This is a genomic window from Dietzia sp. 179-F 9C3 NHS, assembly GCF_045369825.1.
GTDB lineage: Bacteria > Actinomycetota > Actinomycetes > Mycobacteriales > Mycobacteriaceae > Dietzia.
This window is the reverse complement of record NZ_JBIQES010000007.1, coordinates 91,465-116,986: the sequence shown is the minus strand read 5'-3', so window position 1 is coordinate 116,986 and position 25,522 is coordinate 91,465. Positions and strand designations below refer to the sequence as shown.

The 25,522-nt window shown below is 73.4% G+C and carries 27 protein-coding genes; 18 read left to right on the top strand and 9 right to left on the bottom strand.

Annotation, left to right across the window (positions count from 1 at the left end):
- Window positions 1-33 precede the first annotated feature (33 nt).
- The 5 genes from mtrB (at window position 34) to secA (ending at window position 8,072) form a co-directional block, all read left to right on the top strand.
- Window positions 34-1,695, top strand: a complete 1,662-nt coding sequence (gene mtrB, locus ACH0BZ_RS10335; RefSeq protein ID WP_406898312.1) for an MtrAB system histidine kinase MtrB — start codon at window positions 34-36, stop codon at window positions 1,693-1,695.
- Window positions 1,692-3,428, top strand: a complete 1,737-nt coding sequence (locus ACH0BZ_RS10330) for an LpqB family beta-propeller domain-containing protein (protein ID WP_406898188.1) — start codon at window positions 1,692-1,694, stop codon at window positions 3,426-3,428. Before mtrB ends, ACH0BZ_RS10330 begins: the two co-directional genes overlap by 4 nt.
- Before the next feature lie 17 nt (window positions 3,429-3,445).
- Window positions 3,446-4,195 carry a ComF family protein gene (locus ACH0BZ_RS10325; protein WP_406898186.1) on the top strand — a complete coding sequence of 250 codons (750 nt, stop codon included), beginning with the start codon at window positions 3,446-3,448 and terminating at the stop codon, window positions 4,193-4,195.
- A gap of 252 nt (window positions 4,196-4,447) precedes the next feature.
- Window positions 4,448-5,131: a ribosome hibernation-promoting factor, HPF/YfiA family gene (gene hpf / locus ACH0BZ_RS10320; protein WP_406898183.1), complete on the top strand. Its 684-nt coding sequence runs from the start codon at window positions 4,448-4,450 to the stop codon at window positions 5,129-5,131.
- Window positions 5,132-5,285: 154 nt separating this feature from the next.
- Entirely contained in the window at window positions 5,286-8,072 is a 2,787-nt protein-coding gene (gene secA / locus ACH0BZ_RS10315; RefSeq protein ID WP_406898182.1) for a preprotein translocase subunit SecA, read from the top strand.
- A gap of 10 nt (window positions 8,073-8,082) precedes the next feature.
- Here the strand turns inward: secA and ACH0BZ_RS10310 are convergent, their stop codons facing one another.
- Window positions 8,083-8,514: an Rv3235 family protein gene (locus tag ACH0BZ_RS10310; protein ID WP_406898181.1), complete on the bottom strand. Its 432-nt coding sequence runs from the start codon at window positions 8,512-8,514 to the stop codon at window positions 8,083-8,085.
- A gap of 224 nt (window positions 8,515-8,738) precedes the next feature.
- Between ACH0BZ_RS10310 and ACH0BZ_RS10305 the strand changes: the two genes are divergently transcribed.
- From ACH0BZ_RS10305 to ACH0BZ_RS10285, 5 genes are all read left to right on the top strand, one after another.
- Window positions 8,739-9,149 carry an HAD family hydrolase gene (locus ACH0BZ_RS10305; protein ID WP_406898180.1) on the top strand — a complete coding sequence of 137 codons (411 nt, stop codon included), beginning with the start codon at window positions 8,739-8,741 and terminating at the stop codon, window positions 9,147-9,149.
- Between the two features lies 1 nt (window position 9,150).
- A complete protein-coding gene (locus ACH0BZ_RS10300) occupies window positions 9,151-10,548 on the top strand; it encodes a wax ester/triacylglycerol synthase family O-acyltransferase (protein WP_406898179.1) in 1,398 nt (465 codons plus the stop codon).
- A gap of 24 nt (window positions 10,549-10,572) precedes the next feature.
- Window positions 10,573-11,106, top strand: coding sequence for a DUF6912 family protein (locus ACH0BZ_RS10295; RefSeq protein ID WP_406898177.1), 534 nt, complete (start codon window positions 10,573-10,575; stop codon window positions 11,104-11,106).
- A gap of 117 nt (window positions 11,107-11,223) precedes the next feature.
- Complete coding sequence (locus tag ACH0BZ_RS10290; RefSeq protein WP_406898176.1) at window positions 11,224-12,342, top strand: ferredoxin reductase; 1,119 nt, start codon at window positions 11,224-11,226, stop codon at window positions 12,340-12,342.
- Window positions 12,343-12,419: 77 nt separating this feature from the next.
- Window positions 12,420-12,605 (top strand): hypothetical protein, encoded by a 186-nt coding sequence (locus tag ACH0BZ_RS10285; RefSeq protein ID WP_406898175.1) that lies wholly within the window; start codon window positions 12,420-12,422, stop codon window positions 12,603-12,605.
- Here the strand turns inward: ACH0BZ_RS10285 and rsgA are convergent.
- Window positions 12,596-13,645: a ribosome small subunit-dependent GTPase A gene (rsgA, locus tag ACH0BZ_RS10280; RefSeq protein ID WP_406898173.1), complete on the bottom strand. Its 1,050-nt coding sequence runs from the start codon at window positions 13,643-13,645 to the stop codon at window positions 12,596-12,598. The genes ACH0BZ_RS10285 and rsgA overlap by 10 nt on opposite strands.
- Window positions 13,646-13,653: 8 nt before the next feature.
- A complete protein-coding gene (gene aroA, locus ACH0BZ_RS10275; protein ID WP_406898171.1) occupies window positions 13,654-14,973 on the bottom strand; it encodes a 3-phosphoshikimate 1-carboxyvinyltransferase in 1,320 nt (439 codons plus the stop codon).
- Window positions 14,974-15,013: 40 nt separating this feature from the next.
- Between aroA and ACH0BZ_RS10270 the strand changes: the two genes are divergently transcribed.
- Window positions 15,014-15,799 (top strand): SOS response-associated peptidase, encoded by a 786-nt coding sequence (locus ACH0BZ_RS10270; RefSeq protein ID WP_406898169.1) that lies wholly within the window; start codon window positions 15,014-15,016, stop codon window positions 15,797-15,799.
- On the opposite strand, the gene ACH0BZ_RS10265 is transcribed toward ACH0BZ_RS10270, so the two are convergent.
- On the bottom strand, window positions 15,796-16,353 hold the full coding sequence (locus ACH0BZ_RS10265; RefSeq protein ID WP_406898166.1) for an aminoacyl-tRNA deacylase: 558 nt from the start codon (window positions 16,351-16,353) through the stop codon (window positions 15,796-15,798). The two genes, ACH0BZ_RS10270 and ACH0BZ_RS10265, sit on opposite strands and share 4 nt — an antisense overlap.
- Before the next feature lie 119 nt (window positions 16,354-16,472).
- On the opposite strand from ACH0BZ_RS10265, the gene ACH0BZ_RS10260 reads away from it, so the two are divergent.
- Both ACH0BZ_RS10260 and ACH0BZ_RS10255 read left to right on the top strand, forming a co-directional pair.
- The gene (locus ACH0BZ_RS10260) at window positions 16,473-17,150 is read left to right on the top strand and encodes a sigma-70 family RNA polymerase sigma factor (protein ID WP_406898165.1); all 678 of its coding nucleotides are present in this window, start codon (window positions 16,473-16,475) and stop codon (window positions 17,148-17,150) included.
- On the top strand, window positions 17,147-17,473 hold the full coding sequence (locus ACH0BZ_RS10255; RefSeq protein WP_406898163.1) for a zf-HC2 domain-containing protein: 327 nt from the start codon (window positions 17,147-17,149) through the stop codon (window positions 17,471-17,473). The genes ACH0BZ_RS10260 and ACH0BZ_RS10255 overlap by 4 nt, the downstream gene beginning before the upstream one ends.
- A gap of 75 nt (window positions 17,474-17,548) precedes the next feature.
- Here the strand turns inward: ACH0BZ_RS10255 and ACH0BZ_RS10250 are convergent, their stop codons facing one another.
- Window positions 17,549-17,623, bottom strand: coding sequence for a 50S ribosomal protein bL37 (locus ACH0BZ_RS10250; protein WP_406898311.1), 75 nt, complete (start codon window positions 17,621-17,623; stop codon window positions 17,549-17,551).
- Between the two features lie 106 nt (window positions 17,624-17,729).
- Here ACH0BZ_RS10250 and ACH0BZ_RS10245 point away from each other — a divergent pair, with 106 nt between their 5' ends.
- Window positions 17,730-17,945: a biotin/lipoyl-binding carrier protein gene (locus ACH0BZ_RS10245; RefSeq protein ID WP_406898162.1), complete on the top strand. Its 216-nt coding sequence runs from the start codon at window positions 17,730-17,732 to the stop codon at window positions 17,943-17,945.
- Between the two features lie 81 nt (window positions 17,946-18,026).
- On the opposite strand, the gene ACH0BZ_RS10240 is transcribed toward ACH0BZ_RS10245, so the two are convergent.
- A complete protein-coding gene (locus ACH0BZ_RS10240) occupies window positions 18,027-18,275 on the bottom strand; it encodes a WhiB family transcriptional regulator (protein ID WP_067712327.1) in 249 nt (82 codons plus the stop codon).
- 362 nt (window positions 18,276-18,637) lie between these two features.
- Here ACH0BZ_RS10240 and ACH0BZ_RS10235 point away from each other — a divergent pair, with 362 nt between their 5' ends.
- The gene (locus tag ACH0BZ_RS10235; protein ID WP_406898161.1) at window positions 18,638-19,078 is read left to right on the top strand and encodes a hypothetical protein; all 441 of its coding nucleotides are present in this window, start codon (window positions 18,638-18,640) and stop codon (window positions 19,076-19,078) included.
- A gap of 7 nt (window positions 19,079-19,085) precedes the next feature.
- Here ACH0BZ_RS10235 and ACH0BZ_RS10230 read toward each other — a convergent pair whose 3' ends face one another.
- Together ACH0BZ_RS10230 and ACH0BZ_RS10225 are read right to left on the bottom strand one after the other, a co-directional pair.
- Window positions 19,086-20,360: a hypothetical protein gene (locus tag ACH0BZ_RS10230; protein WP_406898160.1), complete on the bottom strand. Its 1,275-nt coding sequence runs from the start codon at window positions 20,358-20,360 to the stop codon at window positions 19,086-19,088.
- Window positions 20,361-20,366: 6 nt separating this feature from the next.
- Window positions 20,367-21,926 (bottom strand): DEAD/DEAH box helicase, encoded by a 1,560-nt coding sequence (locus ACH0BZ_RS10225; RefSeq protein WP_406898158.1) that lies wholly within the window; start codon window positions 21,924-21,926, stop codon window positions 20,367-20,369.
- Window positions 21,927-22,202: 276 nt separating this feature from the next.
- Between ACH0BZ_RS10225 and ACH0BZ_RS10220 the strand changes: the two genes are divergently transcribed.
- Window positions 22,203-22,430, top strand: coding sequence for a DUF3107 domain-containing protein (locus ACH0BZ_RS10220; RefSeq protein WP_406898310.1), 228 nt, complete (start codon window positions 22,203-22,205; stop codon window positions 22,428-22,430).
- On the opposite strand, the gene ACH0BZ_RS10215 is transcribed toward ACH0BZ_RS10220, so the two are convergent.
- Window positions 22,427-23,074, bottom strand: coding sequence for a TetR/AcrR family transcriptional regulator (locus tag ACH0BZ_RS10215; protein WP_406898156.1), 648 nt, complete (start codon window positions 23,072-23,074; stop codon window positions 22,427-22,429). The two genes, ACH0BZ_RS10220 and ACH0BZ_RS10215, sit on opposite strands and share 4 nt — an antisense overlap.
- A 147-nt stretch (window positions 23,075-23,221) precedes the next feature.
- Here ACH0BZ_RS10215 and ACH0BZ_RS10210 point away from each other — a divergent pair, with 147 nt between their 5' ends.
- Both ACH0BZ_RS10210 and ACH0BZ_RS10205 read left to right on the top strand, forming a co-directional pair.
- Window positions 23,222-24,307 (top strand): DUF3152 domain-containing protein, encoded by a 1,086-nt coding sequence (locus ACH0BZ_RS10210; protein ID WP_406898154.1) that lies wholly within the window; start codon window positions 23,222-23,224, stop codon window positions 24,305-24,307.
- Complete coding sequence (locus tag ACH0BZ_RS10205) at window positions 24,271-25,512, top strand: ThiF family adenylyltransferase (protein ID WP_406898309.1); 1,242 nt, start codon at window positions 24,271-24,273, stop codon at window positions 25,510-25,512. The genes ACH0BZ_RS10210 and ACH0BZ_RS10205 overlap by 37 nt, the downstream gene beginning before the upstream one ends.
- Window positions 25,513-25,522: the final 10 nt, after the last annotated feature.

Below are 25,522 nucleotides of genomic sequence, written 5' to 3'. Positions count from 1 at the left end.
TCCGGCGACGAGCGCGAGAACAGGGCCCCCGGCATCGTCGACACGCTCCCGGCCCCGCTGCAGCGGCTCGCCGGGGTGGACCCCGCGGAGATCGGGGGCCGGCTCGCCCGGCTGTGGCGGCGTTCGCTGCAGTTCCGCGTGGTCACCTCGACGCTCGCGCTGTCCCTGGGCGTCATCCTCACCATCGCCTTCATGCTGCAGAGCCAGATGGCCCAGCAGTTGCTGTCCACCAAGCTCGACGCGGCCGTCGAGCAGGTGGGCCGGTTCCGGGTGACCGTGGAGGCGCAGATCGCCGCCACCGACGAGGGGACGAGCGAGCAGTCCCGGCTCGACCAGGCGCGAACGGCGATCAGCGAGCGCGGCGTGGCCACGGGCGACTCGGTGCACGCCGGGACGTTCGACCCCATCCTCGTGATCCCCGACCAGGCCGGCCGGGGGCAGGTGGTGAGCCCGTCCCAGGCGCACGTGCCGCCTGAGCTGCAGTCCCTCGTGCAGCGGGGGCGGGTCGCCTACCAGTACGCCACCGTCGACTTCCGGGGCGAGCCCGCCAAGGCGCTCATCATCGGTACCCCCACCGAGTCGGCGATCCCCGGGCTCGAGCTCTACCTGGTCTACCCGCTCATCGCCGAGGAGCAGACCCTCGGGATCATGCGCGGCATCGTCGCGACGGCCGGCCTGGCGATCATCGTGCTCAGCGCCGCGATCGCGTGGATGGTCGCGCGGCAGGTGGTCCTACCTGTGCGGCAGGCGGCCTCGATCGCCCAGCGGTTCGCCGACGGTCACCTCAAGGAACGGATGGTGATCCGGGGCGAGGACGACGTGGCGCGGTTGGCGGTGGCGTTCAACGAGATGGCGCAGAGCCTGTCGGACCAGATCACCCAACTCGAGGAGTTCGGCGACCTGCAGAAGCGGTTCACATCGGACGTCTCGCACGAGCTGCGCACTCCGCTCACCACCGTCCGCATGGCGGCGGACATCATCTCCGACTCCGCGGAGGAGCTCGACGCCCCCGCCAAGCGGGCCTGCGAGCTGCTCGAGTCCGAGCTCGACCGCTTCGAGAGCCTGCTCACCGACCTGCTCGAGGTGTCGCGGCACGACGCCGGCGTGGCCGAGCTGTCCGCCTCGGAGATGGACGTGCGCGCGGCGGTCAACGACGCCGTGTCCACCGTGGCGCACATCGCCGAGTCCGCCGGGGTCGAGGTCGAGGTGGACATGCCCGCCGAGCCGGTCGTCGGCGAGGTGGACCCGCGCCGCGTGGAACGGATCCTGCGCAACCTCGTCGCCAACGCGCTCGACCACTCCGAGGGCAAGCCGGTGCGGGTGACGATGCGCGGGTCGGACGCCGCGATCGCCGTATCAGTCCGCGACCACGGCGTGGGCCTCAAGCCGGGCGAGGAGTCCCTCGTCTTCAACCGCTTCTGGCGCGCCGACCCGTCCCGCGTGCGGCGGTCGGGCGGCACCGGGCTCGGGCTGGCGATCGCGCTCGAGGACGCCAAGCTGCACGGCGGCCGACTCGACTGCTGGGGCAGCCCGGGGGAGGGCTCCTGCTTCCGACTCACGATCCCGCGCCGGCAGGGGGCCGTGCTCCTCTCGAGCCCGCTGCCGCTCACCGCGGAGGACGAGGCGAGGTTCCGGCAGAGCGCCGCGTCGACCCCGCTCGACGGTGCCGTCGGGGCGGAGGAGGCCGCGACGTGAGCCAGCGCCGACGCCTCCTCCTGCCGGTGGTGTTCGCCGGAACACTGGGCCTGGCGGCCGCCGGCTGTGCGACGCTGCCCTCGTCGTCGGCGCCCCAGGTGATCGACACGTTCTCGCCGTCGGCGACGAGCCTCACCGTCCCCACCCCCGTCCCCGACCAGGAGCCGGACCTCCTGGTCCGCGACTTCCTCAAGGCGGCGGCGATCGCCGACCAGCGCCACGCGGCCGCGCGTCAGTTCCTCACGCCGGCGGCCGCCGAGACGTGGGACGACTCGGCGGAGACCACCATCGTCCTGCGTGCAGACCTCAGCGCCGAGGGCGGCCGCACGGCTGACCGGGCAACCTACACGGTGCGGGCCGAGAAGATCGGCACCCTCGACCCGGGCGGCATCTTCCGCGAGGAGGGCGGCCAGCTCGAGGTGACCATCGGGCTCGTCCGCGAGGACGGGCAGTGGCGCATCGACCGCCTGCCGCCCGGCGTGGTGATGGAGCGGACCGAGTTCTTCTCCACGTACTCCCAGCGCGACCTGTATTTCCTCACCGCCGCGGGGGACTCGCTGGTCCCCGACCCGCGGTGGACCTCCACCGCCAACTCCGACCTCGGGTACGCGCTGGTCAACCTCCTCGCCACCGGACCGCGGCCCGCGCTCGACGATGCCGTGGGCTCGCGCCTGCCCCTCTCGGTCTCCGTCCGGCCCGCCGAGCAGAACGGGGACGCGGGTACGACGATCGACGTCACCGGCCTGCCGGTGCTGAGCAGCCGGGCCACCGAGCAGTTCGCCGCCCAGGTCGTGTGGACCCTGGCCCGCGCCGACGTGCCGGGCCCCTACCGGATCGAGCGGGACGGGGCGCCGCTCGACGAGCGGTTCGAGGGCGGGTGGACGACCGAGGACGTCCGGTCCTTCGACCCCTACCCGCCGTCGGAGCCGATGCGGCTGGCCCTCACCTCCGCGGACGGGCTCGTCCGGCTCGAGCAGTCCGGCGCCCGCCCGGCCGGGGGGCCGTGGTCGGCGGTCCGGGGCGGCCGTACCGGCGTCCTCTCCCAGGACGGCCGGTCGGTCGCCGTGGTGACGGGGCCGCCCGAGGGTCAGCAGGGCGACGTCACGGTCCTCGCGGGCCCGGTCGACGGCGACCCGGAGGAGGCGCTGCGTGCCCGGACCGTGGCCGGCCCCACCTTCCACCCGGTCGACGGGTCGCTGTGGATGCTCGTCGACGGCACCCGCCTGGTGCGCGCGGCGATCGGCGGCGACCGGCCCGTGGTCCGGGAGTTCGAGGCCGGACCGATCCTGGAGCTGGGCGAGAACATCGCGGGCCTGCAGATCGACCGGTCCGGCACCCGGCTCGCCGTGGTCGCCGACGGCCGCGTGTTCGTGGGTGCCCTCGCCGCCGAGGGCGGCGACCCGCTGCCCGGTACCTTCCGCCAGGTCGGCCGGGCGCTGGGCGACTCGGCGACCGCCGTGGCCTGGCAGGACCGCTCGACCCTGGTCGTGTCCCGGACCACCACCGAGGCGCCCGTCGTGACGATCTCTGTGGACGGCGCGATCACCGAGCCGCTCAGCCAGCGCAACATCTCCGGGCCCGTCACCGAGGTGGCGGCCGCGGGCCGCGAGGTCTACGCGGTGGACCAGCGCTCCCTCCTTCGCCTGGACACCGGCGCCGAGACCGGCGAACGGTACTGGCGGGAGATCGCCGGCCTGGCGGCGATCCGGGCGGACCCGGTCGTCGCGGGCTGAGGCGGGGGCCACCTGTCGTGCCGCGCCGGCGGACCCCCGCGCCCGACTGGGCGGCCGCGCTCGCGGACCTCGTGGTGCCGCTCGAATGCGGCGGCTGCGGGTGCCCGCGGCAGCGCTGGTGCCAGGCGTGCGCCGCCACCCTCGAGGGGCCGCTGCTGCGGGCCCGGACGCGCGCCGACCTCCCCGTCCCCGTGTGGGCGCTGGCCCGGCACGCCGGTCCGCCGGCGCGGGCGGTGTCCGCGTACAAGGACCGCGGGCGCACCGACCTCGCCGTGCCGCTCGCCGCCGCCCTCGCGGTTGCCGTCGACGGGCTCCGGGCGGCCGGGGAGCTGGCCGAGCCCGACGAACTGCCGACGGTCCTCGTCCCGGCGCCGGCCTCCGCCCGCGCCCGGCGGCGGCGCGGGACGGACCACGTCCGGGGCATCGTCGACGCGCTCGCCGCCGACCTCGCGGGCTCCGTGCCCGGCGGCCCGGTGTGCGTGGCGCCGCTGCTCGAGGTGCGGGGCCGGGTGCGCGACGCGGCCGGGCTCGACGCGGGGGCGCGCGCCCGGAACCTCGCCGGGCGCATCCGTCGGCGCCCCGAGGGGACCGCGCTGCGGGCCACGCCCGGGGCCCCCGCCACGGTCGGCGCCCTGCTCGCCACCCGAGCGACGGTGCTGCTCGTCGACGACGTGGTGACCACCGGCGCCACGGCGGCGGCCTGCGTCGGAGCCCTGCGCGCGGGCGGGCTCGCGGTGGACGGCGTGCTCTGCGTGACCGCGGCCTGACGCCGCTCGCGCTCCGGTGCAGTGGACCGGAGATGAGCGGCGGGGGACTTGACGGCGACCTGTCTCCGACGCGGGGGTGACCGGGTACCCTGGAGATCGGACGGGGTTCACCAGCGTGTTCGACCAGATCGACCGCGGGGACCGCGTCCGGAGAGTGTCCACTCCGCCATGTGGGTTGACCCTCGGACGGCGCCCGGTTCGACCGGGCCCGACCGCAGCGGTCCACCGCAGGCCCGATGAGGAGGAGCTTCGATGGCGAAGACCCCCGCAGTCCTGCTCGACCCCGCCACCTTCGACGGTCCGTCGACCGACGACCCCGGTACGCCCGATGCCCAGGTGACCATCAAGGGCCGCAACGTCGAGGTCCCCGACCACTTCGCCACGCGGATCAACGCGAAGCTCGCGAAGATCGAGAAGATGTCGCCCGCGATCACCCGGTTCGACGTCGTGCTCCTGCACGAGAACAACCCGCGGCTGGCCAAGGTGAGCCAGCGGCTGGAGATCACCTGCAAGGGCAAGGCGGGCGTCGCCCGAGCGGAGGCGGGGGAGGACACCTTCTACGCCGCCCTGGAGTCCGCCGTCGCCAAGCTGGAGCGCCAGATGCGCAAGGCGCGGACCCGGCGCAAGATCAGCCACTCCGGGCACCGTCGTCCGCAGTCGGTCGCCGAGGCGACCGCGGAGCTCGCCGAGGTGGCGGCCCCCGCGGAGGTCCTCGACCAGTACGCGGAGGAGGTGGACGAGCAGCTCCCCGGCCAGATCGTCCGCCGCAAGGAGTTCGACGGCACCCCGATGTCGGTCGACGAGGCGCTGGAGAAGATGGAGCTCGTGGGACACGACTTCTACCTGTTCCGCGATTCAGACGGGGGCAAGCCCTCCGTCGTCTACCGGCGCCACGCGTACGACTACGGCCTCATCACGCTGAGCGACGAGGCCTGACGTCCCAGGTCGCAGCAGTCAGGGGCGGCCCGGGTCGAGCGGACCGGGCCGCCCCGCGGCGTGTACGGACGGCGCCGACAACCTAGGATGAGCGAGGATCGCGTGTCACCGCGCGATCTTCCAGACATCCCCGACGACGAGGACGATCGAGACTGTGTCCATCCTGAACAAGTTGCTCCGGGCCGGCGAGGGGCGCAAGCTCAAGCGGTTCGGCAAGCTCGCCGAGTACGTGGACACCTTCTCCGACGAGATGGCCGGGCTCACCGACGAGGAGCTGCAGGCCAAGACCGGCGAGTTCCGCCGTCGGCTCGAGGACGGCGAGTCGCTCAACGACCTGCTCCCGGAGGCCTTCGCCGTGGCCCGCGAGGCCGCGTTCCGCGTCCTGGGCCAGAAGCCCTACCTCGTGCAGATCATCGGCGGCATCGCCCTGCACACCGGGTCGGTCGCCGAGATGAAGACCGGTGAGGGCAAGACCCTGACGTGTGTCCTCCCCGCGTACCTCAACGGGCTGGCCGGCGACGGCGTCCACGTGGTCACCGTCAACGACTACCTGGCCAAGCGCGACGCGGAGTGGATGGGCCGCGTCCACCGCTTCCTGGGCCTGTCGGTCGGCGCGATCCTCTCCGGGATGACCCCGGCGCAGCGCCGCGAGGCCTACGCCGCGGACATCACCTACGGCACGAACAACGAGTTCGGCTTCGACTACCTGCGCGACAACATGGCGCACGACACCGCGGACCTGGTCCAGCGCGGCCACAACTACGCGATCGTGGACGAGGTGGACTCGATCCTCATCGACGAGGCACGGACCCCGCTCATCATCTCGGGCCCCGCCGACGCGTCGAGCAAGTGGTACGCGGAGTTCGCGCGCATCGCCCCGCTGCTGGAGGAGGGCACGCACTACGAGGTGGACCGTAAGAAGCGGACCATCGGCGTCACCGAGCTGGGCGTGGAGCTGGTCGAGGACCAGCTCGGAATAGACAACCTCTACGAGGCGGCCAACTCGCCGCTGGTGAGCTACCTCAACAACTCCATCAAGGCCAAGGAGCTGTTCACCAAGGACAAGGACTACATCGTCCGCGACGGCGACGTGGTGATCGTCGACGAGTTCACCGGCCGCGTGCTCGACGGCCGGCGCTACAACGAGGGCATGCACCAGGCCATCGAGGCCAAGGAGCGCGTCGAGATCAAGGCCGAGAACCAGACGCTGGCGACCATCACGCTGCAGAACTACTTCCGGCTCTACGACAAGCTCGCGGGTATGACCGGTACCGCCGAGACCGAGGCCGCCGAGCTGTACCAGATCTACAAGCTCGAGGTCATGCCCATCCCCACCAACCGCCCGATGGCGCGCAAGGACCAGCCGGACCTCATCTACAAGACGGAGGAGGCCAAGTTCGCCGCCGTCGTGGAGGACATCGCCGAGCGGGTCGAGGCCAAGCAGCCGGTGCTCGTGGGCACCGCCTCTGTCGAGCGCAGCGAGCACCTGTCCCGGCTGCTCAACCGCAAGGGCATCAAGCACCACGTGCTCAACGCCAAGTTCCACGCCTCCGAGGCGCAGATCATCGCCCAGGCGGGCCGCCCGGGCGCGGTCACCGTGGCCACCAACATGGCCGGCCGCGGTACGGACATCGTGCTCGGCGGCAACCCGGACATCATCGCCGACCTCAACCTCCGCGAGCGCGGCCTCAACCCGGTCGAGACGCCGGAGGAGTACGAGGCGGCCTGGGACGCCGAGATCCAACGGATGCGCAGCCTCACCAAGGCCGAGGGCGAGAAGGTGCGCGAAGCCGGCGGTCTCTACGTACTGGGCACCGAGCGGCACGACTCGCGGCGTATCGACAACCAGCTGCGCGGCCGCTCCGGCCGTCAGGGCGATCCGGGCGAGTCCCGCTTCTACCTCTCGCTGGGCGACGAGCTCATGCGGCGCTTCAACGGCGCGGCGGTCGAGGCGATCATGAACCGGCTCAACCTGCCGGACGACGTCCCGATCGAGGCCGGGATGGTCACGCGCGCGGTGAAGAACGCGCAGACCCAGGTGGAGGCGCAGAACTTCGAGATCCGCAAGGACGTCCTCAAGTACGACGAGGTGATGAACCAGCAGCGCACCGTCATCTACGACGAGCGCAAGCGCATCCTCGAGGGCCAGGACATCACCGACCAGGTGGAGTCGATGATCTACCAGGTCGTGGCCGCCTACGTCGACGGCGCCACGGCAGAGGGCTATGTCGAGGACTGGGACCTGGACAAGCTGTGGGACGCCCTCACGCAGCTGTACCCGGTGTCGATCTCGGCGCAGGAGATCATCGACGGCGAGGAGTACGGCGGCACCGGGGACCTCTCGGCCAAGAACCTCAAGGACGCGATCCTCGACGACGTCTTCGACCAGTACGACAAGCGCGAGGCCGAGATCGAGGCGATCGGCGGCGAGGGCGCGATGCGGCAGCTCGAGCGCTCGATCATGCTGCAGGTCCTCGACCGCAAGTGGCGCGAGCACCTCTACGAGATGGACTACCTCAAGGAGGGCATCGGCCTTCGCGCCATGGCCCAGCGCGATCCGCTCGTCGAGTACCAGCGCGAGGGTTACGACATGTTCTCGGCGATGATGGACGGCCTGCGCGAGGAGACCGTCGCGTTCCTGTTCAACGTCAAGGTCGAGGCGACCCAACCGCAGCAGCAACAGCAGGCGATGGCCGCCCCGTCGGCCGCGCAGGCCGCCGCGCTGTCGGGCGCCAACCCGATCATCCAGGCGGCAGGGACCGGCCGTGACGTCTCGGACGACGAGCTGCAGTTCTCGGGACCGTCGGAGACGGGCGAGGCCGAGCTCGTCGACGAGAGCGTCCCGGGCAACCGGGCCGAGCGCCGGGCCCGCGACCGCCGGGAGCGGCTCGAGCGCCGGGAGCGGGCTGCCCGCTCCGCCACGCGCGGCCGCAAGGGCTGAGTCTGGCGCGTCAGACGAGCCGGAGCGCCGTGCAGACGGCGCCCGTCGCGCTGACGCGCACCCGGGCCGCCACGGCGAACAGGCGCGGCCCGCGTGCGTACGTGGCGCACACCTCGTAGTCCGCGTCGGAGTCCGCGCAGGGGACCGGCCCGGTCGCGCTGATATGGAGGCGGTGGACCCGGGCGGGGCCCAGGTGCCTGCCCGGCACGCCGTCGCGCGCCAGGGAGACGAGCATCTCGGTGAGGTGCGGCGGGAACGCGCCCCGGGTCTGGTGGGCGGGCCGTTTCCGGTCGACCACCTCGAGGGCCATCCGGACGACGGCGTGGGCGGCGCGCTGCGCCCGGACGGGGACGCCATCCTCGCCGTCGCGCATCCCCCGGCCGCCGGTGCCGTCACCGCGTCCCGGGGGCGGGGCGGGCCGCCGCGACCCGGTGGCGGGCACGGGTGGTTCCCACCTCGGCGCGGCCCGGGCGGACGGTTCGGTGGACGGTAGCGGCCGGACGAGGTGTCCCTCGGTCGTCACGGGGTGCGGGGCCATGTGGTTCTCACTCTCTCCCGCGACGCCCGCGGTGGCGTCGCGTCCTCACCCCTACTGACGGGCGGGACGCGGGACCGGTTCCCCCACCGCTGCTGCGCGGTGACCCGGTGTTGCCTAGGCTGGTGGACATGCGAGGACTCATCGTCGACTACTTCGGGGTGCTGGACGGCACGGAGGAGGACCGCGAGAACTGGCGGGGGATCCTCACCGGTGCGCGGGCCAACGACGTCCGTGTGGCGATCCTCTCCAACGAGCCCGAGGGGCCGGGCGCCGAGCGCGTGCGCGAGGACGCGGCCGACTACGGGATCGAGCACGTGGTGCTCAGCGGCGAGATCGGGGTGGAGAAGCCGGAGGCCGGCGCCTTCCTCGAGGCCGCCCGCCGGCTCGAGCTCGAGCCCCGCGAGTGCGTCATGGTGGACGATGCGATCGAGAACGTCCTCGGCGCCGTCCAGACGGGGATGATCGGCGTGTTCTACCAGGTCTTCGACCGCGCGGCCGTCGAGATCCGCGGCTTGCTGGGCCTCGACGAGGCGGTCTGACGTGGCCACCCGGCTGGCCACCTCGGACGCTGACCTCCTGCTGGGGGAGGGGACGCGCTCGCGCAGCCGGCACTCCTGCTCGCTCGCACTGGTCTCGCGGGACGAGCCGTGGGACCTGGACCGGGTCATGGAGTTCGTCGACGCCCGCCTCGCGGACGCGCCGCGGTACCGGCAGCGGATCCGCCAGGTGCCGTTCGGGCTGGCCCGCGCGGTGTGGGTGGACGACCCGGACTTCGACCTGAGCTTCCACGTCCGCCGGTCGGCGCTGCCGGCTCCGGGCGGTATGCGGCAGCTCGCGGACCTCGTGGCCCGGCTGGTGGACCGACCGTTGGAGCCGGGCCGACCCCTGTGGGAGCTGTACCTCATCGAGGGGCTCCCGGACGGCCGGCTGGCCGTGCTCACCAAGACGCACCACGTGCTCATGGGCGGGCGCAACGCGGTGGACCTGGCACAGGTGCTCATGTCGGACGAGCGCGCCGCGGCCGACGAGGACGACGTGGCCACGTGGACGCCGGTGCCGTCCCCCGGCGACGGCGTGCTCATCCTCGACGCGATGCTCACCATCGCCACCCACCCGCTCGAGCTGGTCCGCCGGTCCGCCCGCATCGTGGGGATCGCCGAGCGGGTGACGCGGGGGATGGTCGGGGCGGCGTCCCTGGCGGTCCTGCGGCCGGCGGGCGGGCTCGCGGGCATGTTCCGCACGGACAAGCCGCGGGGCAGCCGGGTCGGGCTGGCCTCGTTCCCGCTCTCGCGCGCTCGGCGGCTCGCCAAGGCGCACGACTGCACGGTCAACGACGTCGTGTTGGCCGTGCTGTGCGGGGCGCTGCGTTCGTGGATCCTCTCGTGCGGGCACCCCCTGGCGACCGCCGACCAGTTGCGGGCGATCGTGCCGATGGCTGTCACCGCGGAGAGCGAGGACCAGGACCCCACGGAGGAGGCCACGTCGGCGGAGATCGCCTCGGCGCTCATCGCCATGCCGGTGGGCGAGCCGAATCCGCGCATGCGGTTGGCGCAGATCTCGCGGGAGACGGCCACGCAGCGGCTCTCGCGCGAGGCGGTCGGCGCCAAGGCTCTGGCCCGCCTGTCGGGCTTCGCCCCGCCCACGCTCCACGCGCTCGGCTCGCGGGCGGCCATCATGCTGCCCTCGGACAGCTACGACCTGGTGGTGACCAACGCCCCCGGCCCGCAGCACGGGATGTTCTGGGGCGACGGCGAGCTCGACGAGGTCTACCCGGTGCCGGCCCTGCTCGACGGGCAGGCGCTGGCCGTGTCCATGAGCAGCTACGCCGGCACCGTCTACTGCGGATTCACCTCGGACCGGCAGGCGGTGCCGGACGTGGAGGAGATCGGCGAACTCATCTCGTCGGCGCTGGACGAGCTCTCGGGCTCGGTGCGCTGACCCGTCCCTGCCCAGGAGCCCCCCATGCGCCTGTTCGTCCCCGCCACGCTCACGATGCTCGAGACCCTGCTCGAGGACGGCCGTATGCCGGTGCGCAGCGGAACCGCGTTCGCCGCGACGCCGGCACTCGTCGAGTCCTACTCCGAGGGCGACGCGGAGGAGATCGAGCACGTCGCCTTTCTCGAGGCCGCGCGCGCCTCCCTGCGTCTGCTCGGCGGGGAGGTGGACGCGGGGGCCGCCCACGCCACGCACCCCTACCGCCGGGTGGTGGTGAGCGTCGACGTGCCCGACGACGAGGTGGTGCTCCGGCCGGACCTGGACACCTCCGTGGTGCGGCTGGACCGGCCCGGGGCGGGCGGCACGGTGGCGTCGGCGGAGGTCGCGGCGGTCCACGTGGATCTCGCGGGCGCGGTGGACCTCGTGCGCGCGGCGGTCGATGCGGTGGACCGGGCGGACCTGGGGGACGAGGACGCGGAGCTGACCGTGGGGGACGCCCTCGACGCGGATCTGGCCTGGTACGACCCGGTCGAACTGCCTTTTCTGCTGAGCCTGCTCTGAGCGTCGCGGGGAAGCGCTGGCGTCCGCCCCGCCGCTAACCTACGCTTGCGTAGGTTAGCCGTCGGGTCGACGCCGCCCCGCCGGGGCGGCGCACCCGCCGGCGGTGAGGAGGCCCCCGTGTCCGAGTCCCAGAGCGGCCTGTCCCGAGTCCTGCGGGCCGCGGCCGCGCGCGTACCGGAGCCGCGCACGGCGCACCGCCTGCTGCGACGCCTCACCCACCCGCTCCTGCCGGACGACTACTCGTCGCTCGTCTACCCGCTGTGGTCCTCGCGGGAGCTACGCGGCGAGGTGGTCTCGGTGCGGCGGGAGACCGAGGACGTGGTGACGCTGGTCATCAAGCCGGGCTGGGGGGCCAGCCCCCGCTACCAGCCGGGCCAGTACCTGGGCATCGGCGTCCTGCTCGAGGGGCGGTGGACGTGGCGCTCCTATTCCCTCACCTCGGCCCCCTCGTCGGGTCGTGGCGAGTACTCGGTGACGGTCAAGGCGATGCCCGAGGGACTGCTGAGCAACCACATCGTGGGCACCGTCGAGCCGGGGACCATCGTGCGGCTCGCCGCGCCGGCAGGAGACTTCCACCTGCCCTCGCCCACGCCGCCCAAGATCATGTTCGTCACGGCCGGCTCGGGCATCACGCCGGTCATGGGCATGCTCCGATCGCTGGACCGGCGGGCTGTGAACGACGAGTTCCCGGACGTCGTGCACGTGCACTCGGTGCGCGAGCGTAAGGACACCCTGTTCCACGAGGAGCTCCTGGCGTTGGAGAAGACGCAGCCCGGGTACACCATGCACCTGCGGGTGACCAGCGAAGAGGGGCGGATCGACGCCCCGCAGATGTCGGCGCTCGTCCCCGACTGGGCGGAGCGGCCCACGTGGGCGTGCGGCCCCAACGCGATGCTCGACGAGCTGGCCGAGCACTTCGACGCCACGGGCCGGGACGACCTGTACGTGGAGCGCTTCACGGTCAACCGGGACGCCGGGGCCTCCGGGGGCACGGTGACGTTCGGCAGCACCGGCAAGACGGTCGAGCTCGACGGCGCCACGACGATCCTCGAGGGCGGCGAGAAGGTGGGTGTCCAGATGCCGTTCGGCTGCCGGATGGGCATCTGCCAGACGTGTGTCGTGGGCCTGGAGGACGGCCACGTGCGTGATCTCCGTAACGGAACGGACCACGGTCCGGGAGAGCGGATCCAGACCTGCGTGTCCGTGGCCTGCGGAGACGTCGAGATCAAGATCTGACCGTGACCCCGTTCACCCCGCCCGGGATTTGATGGTTGACAGGTGTCAAACCTAGCCTTGGGGGTGAGGTGATGACGATGTCGAATCCCATGTCCGATACTCGGACCCAGCTCGGCTGGGTCCGCCGCGCGAGCGCCGTCGCGATGGCGCGGGGGAACCACTGCCCTCGCCTGTTCGGCGGCACCGTGATCGCGGACGTCCGGATGGACGGCGCGGACCTGCCCCGGCGCCCGCGCGGGCTGTGGCGCCTCGGTCAGTCCTGATCGAGCCCCAGCGCCCAGGCGTCGTTGGCCTGTAGAGCGCCGAGGAGTTCGCGGACGGCGAGCGCCCGCCGGTGCGTGGCCGGGTCCGTGATCGCGTCGAACGCACACTCGGGGTCCGCGGGCGGCCCCTGGTGGGCGCAGCCGCGCGGACAGTCCTCCGCGATCGCGTCGAGGTCGGAGAAGGCCGCCACCACGTCGTCCGGTGAGACGTGCGCGAGGCCGAAGCTGCGGATGCCGGGGGTGTCCACCACCCAGCCGCCGGCCCCGAGCTCGAGCGCGACGGACTGCGTGGACGTGTGGCGACCCTTGCCCACGCCGGAGACCACGCCGGTGGCCCGGTCGGCGTCCGGCACGAGCCGGTTGACGAGGGTCGACTTGCCCACCCCGGAGTGGCCGATGAGGGCGGAGATCCGGCCGTTGATCCGCTCGTGCAACGCGTCCAGCTCGTCGTCGACCCCCACGGTGAGCACCGGGACGTCGAGGGCGGAGAACTCGGCGGCGAACACCGCCGGGTCGTCGAGGTCGCCCTTGGTCAGGCACAACACGGGCGTCAGGCCACCGGCGTAGGCGGCCACGAGGGCGCGGGCCACGAACCCGGCGCGCGGCGGCGGGTCGGCCACCGCCACCACGATGAGCAGCAGCTCGGCGTTGGCCACCACGACCCGCTCGTACGGATCGGAGTCGTCGGCGGTGCGGCGCAGCACGGTCGTGCGGTCTTCCACCCGTACGATGCGGGCGAGCGTGTCCTTGACGCCGGACAGGTCGCCCACGACGCCGACGCGGTCGCCCACGACCACCGGCGTGCGCCCGAGCTCGCGGGCGCGCATCGCGACGACCCGGGTCCCGGCGGTGTGATCGGGGCCCTCGTCGAGCAGGACGCAGCCCCACCGGCCGCGGTCCACGCTCACGACCATGGCGGCCGCGGCGTCGTCGTGGCTCGGGCGCCGCTTGGTGCGCGGCCGCGAGCCCTTTCCGGGCCGCACCCGGACGTCGGACTCGTCCCAGCCGCGTGCGCCGCTGCCACCCCGACCGGCCGCCACGGGTGGCCTCAGCCCCGCCCGGCGAGCATGTCGGCCCACATCCCGGTGAATCCGGGCATCGTCTTGGAGGTGGAGTCCACGTCGTCAACCTCGATCCCCGGCACCGCGAGGCCGACGATCGCGCCGGCGGTGGCCATGCGGTGGTCGGCGTACGCGCGCCAGGCGGCGCCGTGAAGCGGGGCGGGGACGATCTCGAGGCCGTCGTCGAGTTCTGTGGCCCCGCAGCCCACGGCGCCGAGCTCGGCGGCGAGGGCGGCGAGCCGGTCCGTCTCGTGCCCCCGCAGGTGGGCGATCCCGGTGAGCGTAGAGGGACCGTCGGCCAGCGCGCACAGAGCGGCGATGGTGGGGGTGAGCTCGCCGATCTCGCCGAGGTCCAGGTCCACGGGGGAGAGGCGGTCGGGGCCGGTGACGACGAGGGTGCCGTGGCCGGCCCCGTCGGCGGTCTCGAGCGTGACCGACGCGCCCATCGCCCCGAGCACACCGCGGATCGCGTCGCCCGGCTGCGTGGTGGACGTGGGCCAGTGTGGGACGCGGACCGTGCCGCCGGTGACGGCCGCCGCGGCGAGGAACGGGGTCGCGTTGGACAGGTCGGGCTCCACGACGCGGTCCACCGCGCGGATCGGGCCGGAGGCCACGCGCCACGAGGTTGCGGTGGGCCGCCGGACGTCCACGCCCGACTCCCGGAGCATGTCGAGGGTCATCTCGACGTGCGGGCCCGAGGGCACCGGCCGCGAACCCACATGGACCAGGTCCAGGCCCTCGTCGAAGCGCGCCGCCGAGAGCAGAAGCCCGGAGACGAATTGCGACGACGCCGAAGCGTCGATCTCCACCCGGCCGCCGCGGAGCCGGCCCGCCCCGCGGACTGAGAAGGGCAACGCGTCGCCGGTGACGTCCGCGCCGAGGGCGCGCAGCGCGTCGAGGACGGTGGACTGTGGCCGCACCCGGGCGGCCGGGTCGCCGTCGAAGGTCGAGACGCCCTCGGCCAGCGCGGCGACCGGCGGCAGGAAGCGCATGACCGTGCCGGCGAGCCCGCAGTCCACCTCCGCGCCGCGGAGGGGGCCGGGCGTGACCAGCAGGTCCTCGTCGTGGGCCGCGAGCGCACCCGAGGGACCCTCGATGCCGGTGCCGAGGGCCCGCAGGGCGGCGATCATGAGGTCGGTGTCGCGGCTGCGGAGCGTGCCCACGAGCCGGGAGGGGCCGTCGGCGAGCGCGGCCAGGACCAGCGCGCGGTTGGTGAGGGACTTGGACCCCGGCACCCGGATCTCGGCGTCCACGGGGCCGGCGGCGACGGGGGCACTCCAGCTGCTCACCCGGCCATTGTCGCCCATCGTCGCCGATCCCGCCGGACCAGGGTGCGAGGATGGCCGCATGTGCGGACGCTATTCGCTCACTTCGGACCCGGCGCAGCTCGCGATGGAACTCGACGCCGTCGACCGGGCCTCCGCCCCGCCGCCCGGCCTGTGGCCCGCCGAGCCGCCGCGCTCACCGCGCTACAACATCGCGCCCACCACCACGATCCCGGTCCTGGCCCGGGAGGCGCTCGACGAGGGGGCCGGGCCGGTCCGCGTGCTCCACGCGATGCGCTGGGGGCTCGTCCCGTCCTGGGTACGGGAGGGGGACCGGCTGCCGACACTGTTCAACGCCCGCGTCGAGACCGCGTTCGCAAAGCCCTCGTTCCGCGCGGCGGTGAGGCGCCGGCACTGCGTGGTTCCCATGGACGGCTGGTACGAGTGGGTACCCGGCGAGCCCGGCCCCGGCGGGAAACCGGGGCCCAAGCAGCCGTACTGGATGAGCCTGCCCGGCGACGAGGGCCTGCTCATGGCCGGCCTGTGGGAGGCCCGGCGGGATCCCGCCGACGAGTCCGTCACGCAACTGTCGTGCACGATCCTCACCACGGAGGCCCTGGGGCCGCTGCGCGCCGTGCACGACAGGATGCCCCTCGTCGTGGACCCCGCCGTGCTGTCCGACTGGCTCGACCCGGCGGCGATCGGCGACCCGCGGGCGCTCGTCGACGGCGCCGGCGGTGACCTGGGGGAGTGGGCCGACCGCGTGGAGATCCGCCCGGTCTCGCGGGCGGTGTCCAGCGTCCGCAACGAAGGCCCGGAGCTGGTCCGGCCCCTCGCGCCCGGGCCCGCTGAGGAGACGCTCTTCTAGCCCCGGCGGTCGATCAGTCGGTCGGCGACCGGGCCGCGGCGTGCGGCGACCGGCGCCGCCACCGCCCCGGTGAGGCGGACGAGCGCCTCGGGAGCCAGCTCGATCTCCCAACCGCGCCGCCCGGCGCTGCAGAACACGGTGGCGTGCCCGAGCGCGGACTCGTCGACCACCGTGGCCAGCGCCCGCCGCTGCCCGAGCGGGGACACGCCGCCCGCCACGTATCCGGTGGTCTTCTCCGCCAGGTCCACGGCGGCCATCGCGGCCTTCCCGCAGTCGAGCGCGGCGGCGGCCGCCTTGAGGTCGAGCTGTGCGGTCACCGGCAGAACGGCCACGGCCAACGCCACCCGGGACCCCGCGGGCGGCCGGGTGGTGGCCACGACGAGAGTCTTGAACACCCGCTCGGGGGCCACGCCGAGCCGGTCGCCGAGGACCTGCGCGGCCTCTGCGCCGTAGGCGTCCGAGCCGGCCTCGTAGGTGTGGACCGCGTGGGGGACGCCGGCGGATCGTAGTGCGGCGATCGCCGGGGTCGCGGCAGCGCCGGACTTCCTACCCATACGCGCCGAGTCTAGTGACGTGGCGTCGGTGCCGGGCCGCGTGGAATAGGCCCGGCGGCGCCGGCGTTGCTCAGGTCGAGCGCCCGGGGGCCCGCCCCGGGTCCGGAGAGGAGGGTGCGATGCGGACCGCCGTCCTGGACGCCCCCCGTGTACCGATAGACTCGTCGGCACCGACGGGTGAGGAGTACCGGTTGCCGACCGAGTTGCCGATCGACGCGGCAGAACAGCGGGCCGAGCAGTTCGAGGAGCTGGCCATGCCGCTCCTCGACCAGCTGTACGGCGCCGCCCTGCGGATGACGAGGAACCCCGCCGACGCCGAGGACCTGGTCCAGGAGGCCTACGCCAAGGCCTACGCCGGCTTCGACTCGTTCAAGCAGGGCACCAACTTCCGGGCGTGGATGCACCGCATCCTCACCAACGCCTACATCAACCACTACCGGCGCCGGCAGCGCCAGCCCGCGCAGTACCCGACCGACGAGATCACCGACTGGCAGCTGGCCGCCGCGGCCGAGCACACCTCGACCGGACTGCGGTCGGCCGAGGTCGAGGCCATGGAGCTGCTGCCGGACGACGAGATCCGCGCCGCGCTCGCGCAGCTCCCCGAGGAGTTCCGGATGGCGGTCTACTACGCCGACGTCCAGGGCCTGCCGTACAAGGAGATCGCGGAGATCATGGACACCCCGCTGGGGACCGTGATGTCCCGCCTGCACCGGGGCCGCAAGCAGCTCCGTGAGTTGCTGCGCGACGTGGCCGCCGAGCGCGGCTTCGGGCGCGAGCGCTCGGAGGAGGGGTCATGAAGGAACACGACCCGCGTCTCGACGAGATCGACTGCGCTGCGGCCCGGCGCGACCTCTCGCTGCTGGTGGACCTCGAGTGCGACGACGCCTGTCGCTCCCGCCTGGAGCACCACCTGGCCGGCTGCCCGGCCTGCCGCGAGCTCTTCCTCTCCGAGCGCCGTCTCAAGGCCAAGCTGTCCCGCTCGTGCTGTGAGAAGGCCCCCTCGGGGCTGCGGGAGCGGCTCATGGTGGAGATCCGACGCACCACGGTCACCACGACCGACGCCGACGGCCACACGGTGGTCCGGCACACGACCACCGTGGAGCGCCGCGAGGAGAGCTGAGCCCGCGGTGCGACCACACAGAAGGGCGGGCACCGCACGGTGCCCGCCCTTCTGTGTGGTCGCGGTGGCCCGAACTCAGGCGTTCGGCCGCTTACCGTGGTTGGCGTTCTTCTTGCGACGATCCCGCCGCTTGCGTCCACGCTTGCCCATGGTCGACTCCTTTCGTCGGTATACCAGTGTCCCATGCGAGGTCGCATGTGGTTGCATTGAGGCGTCCGGGGGTCCGTCTACCTGAGAAAGCGTGAGGAACCACCACATGGCCGAAGAGGTCCGTGCCGAGATGGTCGCCAATGTCATGGAGGTCGTCTCGGCGGCCGGCACCGAGGTCGCCGAGGGCGACACGATCGTGTTGCTGGAGTCGATGAAAATGGAGATTCCCGTGCTCTGCGAGACGGCGGGGACGGTCTCCGAGGTGGCGGTCGCCCCGGGCGACGTCATCCAGGCGGGTGACCTCATCGCAGTCATCGACTGACCGACGGCGTACGGACGAGACCGCGGCCCGCGTCCCCTGTGGGGGAGGCGGGCCGCGGTCTTGTCCGTCCGACGGTGTGGGTCAGACGGTGGTCCGGGTGCGGGCGCGGCGGCGCTTGAGGGCGCGACGCTCGTCCTCGCTCATGCCGCCCCACACGCCGGCATCCTGGCCGGATTCGAGGGCCCAGGTGAGGCACTCGGCGGTGACGGGGCAGCGGTTGCAGACGATCTTGGCCTCGGCGATCTGCGCGAGGGCCGGTCCGGAATTGCCGACGGGGAAGAACAGCTCGGGGTCCTCGTCGCGGCAGATGGCCTTGTGGCGCCAGTCCATGGGAACTCCTAACAAACGTGTGTGGCGTGCGAAGGTGCGCCGGACACGGGTGGACACCGCCCGCCGGGCCGCCCGGGCAGGGTACGGTCGTGGGCGTGCGTCATCGCCCGTGTCAGGCGATCGTGATGGGGGAGCCCGCCCCGCGAACCCGCCTTCCGAGGAAGGTCGGGCGCTCCGGTTAAGGCCAGGCAAACACGGCGTGTCTGCGTTGTTACGGATGATCGTGCCACGATTCCGTGACAAGTCAACCCTCATTCTGGTCGATGTGGCAAAGGTCACGCGAGAAGTCAAATCGGGCCAAAACCGCATGCCAGCCCCAGGGTGGTGGGGGTCCGGGAGGGGCCGCGTCCTACGCTGGAGAGGTGAACGCGAGCCAGCCAGAGAACAACGCCCCGGCCCACGGCCCCGTCGATCCCCGCGACGCCATCCCCGCGCCGGTCCGGATCGCCGGCTGGATCGCCTCCGCGCAGGGCCTCGCGGGTCTGGGCGCCGCCGTCTACCTCGCCGCGCACGCTGCCATGGGCTACCGCGAGGAGACCGTCGCGATCAGCGGCTACGGCACCGCGCTGTGGTTCCTCATCTTTGCCGGAGCCCTGCTCGCCGCCGGGATCGGGCTGCTGCGCGGCCGGCGCTGGGGGCGGGGCCTGGTGGTGATCGCCGAGCTCCTGCTGCTCTTCGTGGCCTGGTACATGGTGATGGGGTCGGGCTGGTGGCCCGCCGCGGGGGTCGCCCTCGGTGTGGTCTGCGTGGCGTCCCTGGTCTCGCTCTTCCGCCGCGACGCCCTGGCCTGGTACGCCGCCTGAGCCGGGCTCAGTCCGCGATCATCTTGTAGGCGTACACAGCGCCGCCTCGGCGTTCGTAGAGGATGTCGCCGACCTGGGCGAGACCGACCACCTCGTCGTCGTCGGGCACCCGGTCGTCGCCGCCGTCCCGCCCTTCGGCGGCGGGGTCGTGGCGGTGTTCGCCCGTCCCGTGGTCGAGGACGGAGAAGCCGTCGCCGGTGGGCACGAGCACCCACTCTCCTCTGGTGCTGGTCGTGGACGTCGGGTCGTGGCCGCCGGTGAGGCCGGGGCCGGTGGTCCCGTCCGCGGTCCACGCGTGCTCCCCGGAACCCACCCGGAAGGCATGGGTTGCCGCACCGTCGAACCAGCGGACCTGCCCGTCGTCGCCGGCCACGGTGTCCGCCGACGGCGCCCGGGTCGGCGCGCCCGGCAGGGTGAGGACGCGGGTGTGCTCGGTGGGCGAGGTGTACCGCTCGACCGTCCACTCCGCGCCCCGCTCGCGCACGGCGAGCACGGCGGTGTCGGTCACGTCGATGATCCACAGTCCGTCGGCGTCGGTGGGTGCCGAGTCGACCTCCTCCGGCTGCCGGTTGTCGGCGGGCACCGTGGCGGAGACGGTGAGGCGCACCGTGGCCTCGCCCGGGCAGCGTTCGGCCACGGCGAAGCGGAGGTCCGTGAGATCCCCGCCGAGAATCGTGCACCCGGAGCGCGGCTGCATGCCGGCCTCCTGGGGCGCCTCCACGGCGCCGTACTCCACGGTGCGTACCAGGTCGTCACGCCAGATCTCCACCCGGTCCGGTCCCATTGCGAGCACGTGGGCCCATGTGGAGCGCATCTCCATGGTGTCGGCGAAGGCGCTCTGGCGGGTGGCCAGGTAGGTCTGCGTGGTGGGGTCGATCGCGGTGACGTCGCTGCAGCCCGCCGCCCCGTGGAAAGCTGCCACGAGGCGGTCGGCGAAGAAGGTCGCCGCGCACGGTGTGCCGGCGTGGGAGTAGCTCCAGCGCTCCTCGCCCGTGCCGGCATCGCGGCCGACGAGTGTGTCGTCGTGCACCGTGACGAGGTTGCCCGTGGTGACGAGCGGGGCCCCCGACCCCGCCGAGGGGTGGGACCACAGCGGCGAGAGCGCCGTGGGCATCCCGGCTGCCGGACCGTAGGTGGGCTGTGGCGCATCGGCGGCGCGGAGGTCGGAGCGCGCGGCACTGCCGGTGGCCAGCACCGCGGCGGCGGTGAGGATCAGCGCCAGGGTGATGACGGCGGCGGCGACGAGGTCCCGCCACGTCCTGCGTTCGGGCGGTGGCGCCACCGGCGGTCAGCCCTCGGTGGACCCGGACTGCGCCGGACCGGAACCGGTTCGCCGCCGACGACGGCGGCGCCGCGGGGCCGACCCGTCGCCGCCCGCCGCCTGCCCGGAGCCGCCGGAGCGCTCGGCGTCGCCGGACCCCGAGTCGCCACTGCCCGAACCGTCGCTGTTCGAGCCGGTGGCTGCGCCGCCGCGGGTGCGACGCCGCCGCGGACGCGAGCCGCCCTCGCCGCCCGAGCGCCGGGGGCCGCGCTCGTCGCGGTCGGACGGCCGCCGACCCGACCCGGTGCCGGTCGCGGCGCCGACGCGCCCGCCCGCGCCCTCGGGGATGCCGAGGTCTGAGCGCAGGTGCGGCGAGGTGGAGTAGGTCTCGACGGGCTCGCCGAAGCCCAGGCCCAGGGCCTTGTCGATGAGGCCCCAGCGGGGGACGTCGTCCCAGTCCACGAGCGTGATCGCAACGCCGGTGCGCCCGGCGCGGCCGGTGCGGCCGATGCGGTGGACGTAGGTCTTCTCGTCCTCCGGACACTGGTAGTTGATGACGTGGGTGACGTCGTCGACGTCGATGCCGCGAGCGGCGACGTCGGTGGCCACCAGGACGTCGACGTCCCCGGTCCGGAACGCCTTGAGCGACTTCTCGCGGGCCACCTGGCCCAGGTCGCCGTGGATGGCGCCCACCCGGAACCCGCGGTCGGCGAGCTCGTCGGCGAGCTTCTGCGCCGTCCGCTTGGTGCGGGTGAAGATCATCGTGGAGCCACGGCCCTCGGCCTGGAGGATCCGGGCCACCACCTCGGGCTTGTCCAGAGAATGCGCCCGGTAGACGTGCTGCGTGGTGTTCTCGTGCGTGGCGCCGGAGTCGGCGGCCTCGGCCCGGATGTGCGTGGGCTTGGTGAGGAACGTGCGGGCGAGCGTGATGATCGGCCCGGGCATCGTGGCGGAGAAGAGCATGGTCTGCCGCTGCTCGGGGACCATGCGCAGGATCCGCTCGATGTCGGGCAGAAAGCCCAGGTCCAGCATCTCGTCGGCCTCGTCCAGCACGAGCACCTCGACCTTGCCCAGCACGAGCTTGGCCTGGTTGGCCAGGTCCAGCAGGCGGCCCGGGGTGCCCACCACCACGTCGACGCCCTTTTCCAGCGCCTCGATCTGCTGCTCGTACGGGGTTCCGCCGTAGATGGAGAGCACCTTGAGCGGGCGCGTGCCGGAGTCGGTGGTGGCGCTCAGGCCGGTCGCGGCGATCTTGAGGTCCTGTGTGACCTGGAGGCACAGCTCGCGGGTGGGGACGATGACGAGCGCGCGCGGCGTGCCGTCGAGCGCTCGGGTGCCCTCACCGGCCGAGACGCGGTGCAGCAGGGGCACGCCGAAGCCGTAGGTCTTGCCCATGCCGGTGCGGGCCTGGCCGATGAGGTCCGAGCCCGCGAGGGCCAGCGGCAGCGTGAGCTCCTGGATCGCGAAGGTGTGGGTGATTCCGCGCTCTTCCAGCGCGGTGACGATCTCGGGCCGGACGCCCAGCTCGGCGAAGCTCGGGGAGGAGGCGGAAGACGGGGCATCGACGACGGCGGTCGTGGTGGCCATGCCGTCTATCTCGGTCGTGGTGACATCTGTGGTGGACAGGGTGGAGCCTTTCTCGTCTCGCGCGCGGAGGTCGGGGCCGTGAACTGCTCGGCCGCGGCGAGCGGGTGCGCGCACACTTCCACGTCCGACCCGGCCCGGCCGACGGTGCGGTCCCCCGGGGTGACGTGTGCACATCCTATCCCGTGACGACGCGTCCCGCGGGGGCCGGGTTAGCCTGGGGCCGACGCAAGGACAGGTGACGGCGCGAGGCGCGCCGGTGAGAAGGAGGGCATGCGCGTGGAGGTCAAGATCGGTATCGCGGACAGCAACCGGGAACTCGTGTTCAAGACGGCGATGCGCCCGGAGGAGGTCCAGCAGCGCGTCGAGTCCGCGCTCACCGCGGACGGGCGCGCCGTCCTGGAGCTCGACGACGAGAAGGGCCGCCGCTACCTCGTGGCCACCGCACGGATCGCCTACGTGGAGATCGGCGAGTCCCGGCCGCGCCAGGTGGGCTTCCTCTCCTAGTCCCGGCCCGCCGGCTGGCGCGGGACCTTGGACAGCCCGCCCCAGCACAGGGCCACGGTCGTGGACACGGCGTCGGCCCGCGGGATCGGCCGTCCGGCGTCGAGCCAGTGGCCGGCGCTCACCCGGCTGGCGCCCACCACGCCCACGGCGAGCAGCCGGGAGCGGTGCACGTCGAGCCCGGAGTCGCCGCGGACCAGATCGTGCACCGCGTCGATACAGCCGTCGGTGGCGCGGTCGAGTTCGCGGCGCACCTGCTCGTCGGCGGCCTCGGAGGCGAAGACCAGACGGAAGCCCCGGGTGTCGGTGTCGGCGTAGGCGAAGAACGCGTCGACGGCCGCCTCCACCCGGCGGCGGTTGTCCGACGTGGAGTCCAGCGCGGCCCGGATGCGGTCGAGCAGAACGTCCACGTGGTGGCGCAGGACCTCCAGATAGAGGTCGCGCTTGGAGTCGAAGTGCTGGTAGAGCACGGGCTTGGAGACCCCGGCGACCACCGCGATGTCGTCCATGCCGGAGGAGTGGAAGCCCTGGTCCACGAAGACGGCGCCGGCCGCGTCGAGGAGTTGGCGCCGCCGGGCGCCGCGGGGGAGCCGCGTCGCCCTGGCGCGCGCGGGATCCGCGGCGAGCGGGCCGTCCGGGCTCGGCATGTGTGACTCCTGTCCTCCCGGGCGGTGTTGATGGCCTGACGCCCGGGCGGGTCGGACATTACCCGCACGACGGAGTGCCGAGAGAGGTGGCCACGCGCGATGTGGGATCGTGGAGGCCGCGATCGCACGGGATCAGGAGGAGTACGGATGAGCGACGGACGTCGGCGGATGCCGGGTGGTGGGGACGCCACGGCCGCGTCCGCACCCGTGCCGCGGTCCGGCACCTCGTCGTCGTCCCCTCGGGACTCCGGGTGGGGGGAGCGCCGCGAGCGGGCCCCGTACTACCCGCCGCGCACCGAGCCGCTCCGCGCCCCCTGGGACCCCGAGGAGTCCGGCCCCGGTCGCCGGCGGTCGGTCCCGGGCGGCCGCGACCACCTACGCCGGCAGACGGCGCTGGGCCGGTTCGTCACCACCTGGGGTTGGCGCGCGTACGCCATTCCGGTCCTCGTGGTGCTCACCGCGCTCGTCATCGCCGACTCCGTGTGGAACCCCCGAGAGGCCGAGACGGACACCGCGTCCGCGGCGGGCACGGAGACGCCGGTCGTCGTGGGCGGACCCGGACCCGGCATCCCGCCGCCGCCCTCGGGCCTGCTCCCCGACGGGGCGCCGTTCATCGAGGAGGGGACGGGGGAGTACCGCGTGGTGCCCGGTGCGACGGACCGCGTCGGCCGGCCCTCCGCCGAGTTCTTCACCTACACGGTCGAGGTGGAGGAGGGTGTCGACACGGTGGAGTTCGGCGGTGACGACGCCGTGGCCCGCATGGTCGACGCCACGCTCGCCAACCCCATGAGCTGGACGGGCGACGGGGCCGTGGCCTTCCAGCGGGTGGAGGGCGAGGACGTGGCGTTCCGCGTCTCCCTGGCGAGTCCGATGACCGTCCGGGAGAACTGCGGCTACGACATCGAGGTGGAGGCGAGCTGCTTCAACTCCTCCACCGGGCGGGTCTACCTCAACCTCGCCCGCTGGGTCCGGGGCGCCCGGTCCTTCCAGGGCGACATCGGCTCGTACCGCCAGTACCTCGTCAACCACGAGGTGGGCCACGCGATCGGGCACCCGATGCACGAGCCGTGCCCGGCCGACGGCGCGCTCGCGCCGATTATGATGCAGCAGACCTTCGGCGTGACCAACGCGGACATCTTCCGGCTCGACCCGGAGGGGGTCGTCCCGGACAACGACGACACGTGTCGGTACAACGCCTGGCCGTTCCCCGAGGGCCCGCGGGGGGACGGGTGACCGCCGCCGGCCCGGGCGGGGCGCTGCCGCCGCTGGTGGACCCGGGGCCCGAGCTCACCGCCGAGGACCGGGAGCGGTACTCCCGGCACCTCCTGCTCGGCGCGATCGGCGAGGAGGGGCAGCGCCGCCTGCGCGCCGCGTCGGTGTTCGTCGTGGGCGCCGGCGGCCTGGGGGCGCCGATCCTGCTGTATCTCGCCGCCGCGGGGGTCGGGCGCATCACCGTGGTCGACGACGACGACGTCGACCTGGGCAATCTCCACCGGCAGGTGATCCACTCGGTGCCCGCGATCGGGCGGCCCAAGGTGGAGTCGGCCCGCGACCGGCTCGCCGAGCTCGCCCCCGGAGTCCGCGTCGACGCGGTTCGCGCGCGGCTGGACGCGCTGACCGTCGGCGAGCTCCTCGAGGGCCACGACCTCGTGCTGGACGGCAGCGACAACTTCGCCACCCGCTACCTCGTCTCGGACGCGTGCGAGATCGCCGGGATCCCGGTGGTCTGGGGGACGATCGACAGGTTCCGCGCCCAGCTCGCCGTCTTCTGGTCGCGCCCGCCCGCGCCGGCCGAGGGGGTCACACTCCGCGACCTCTACCCGGCCCCGCCGCCGCCCGGCTCCGTGCCGAGCTGCGCCGAGGCCGGGGTCGTGGGCGCCCTGCCCGGGACGGTCGGGTCGATGATGGCGATGGAGGCGGTCAAGCTCGTCACCGGCGCGGGTCGGCCTCTGCTCGGTCGGCTCGTGCTCATGGACCTGCTCGAGTCCACCCAGCGGACCGTGACGATCCGCCCCGACCCGTCCCGCGAGCCCGTCACCGCGCTCCCCGAGGACTCCGGCGACGCCGGCTGCGAGGTACCCGACGACGCGGCGGCCGGGGTCCCGACGGTCGGCGCCGCGGATCTCGCCGCCGAGCTGGGCGGCGCGGTCCCGCCCGTCCTCGTCGACGTCCGCGGCGCGGGGGAGCGGGCGATCGCCGCGATCGAGCCGTCGGTGTGGGTCCCGCTGGACGCGGTGGCCGAGGACGCGGCCGACCCCACCGGGGTGCTGGGCCGAGCGGCCGCCGCGGGACCGCTCGTCGTGTACTGCAAGTCCGGGGTGCGCTCGGCACGGGCCGCCGCGACGCTCACCGCCGCGGGCCTGGCCGGGGTGCGGTCGCTCGAGGGCGGGATCGACGCGTGGACCCGGGACGTCGACCCGTCCCTGCCCGGGTACTGACGGACGGGGC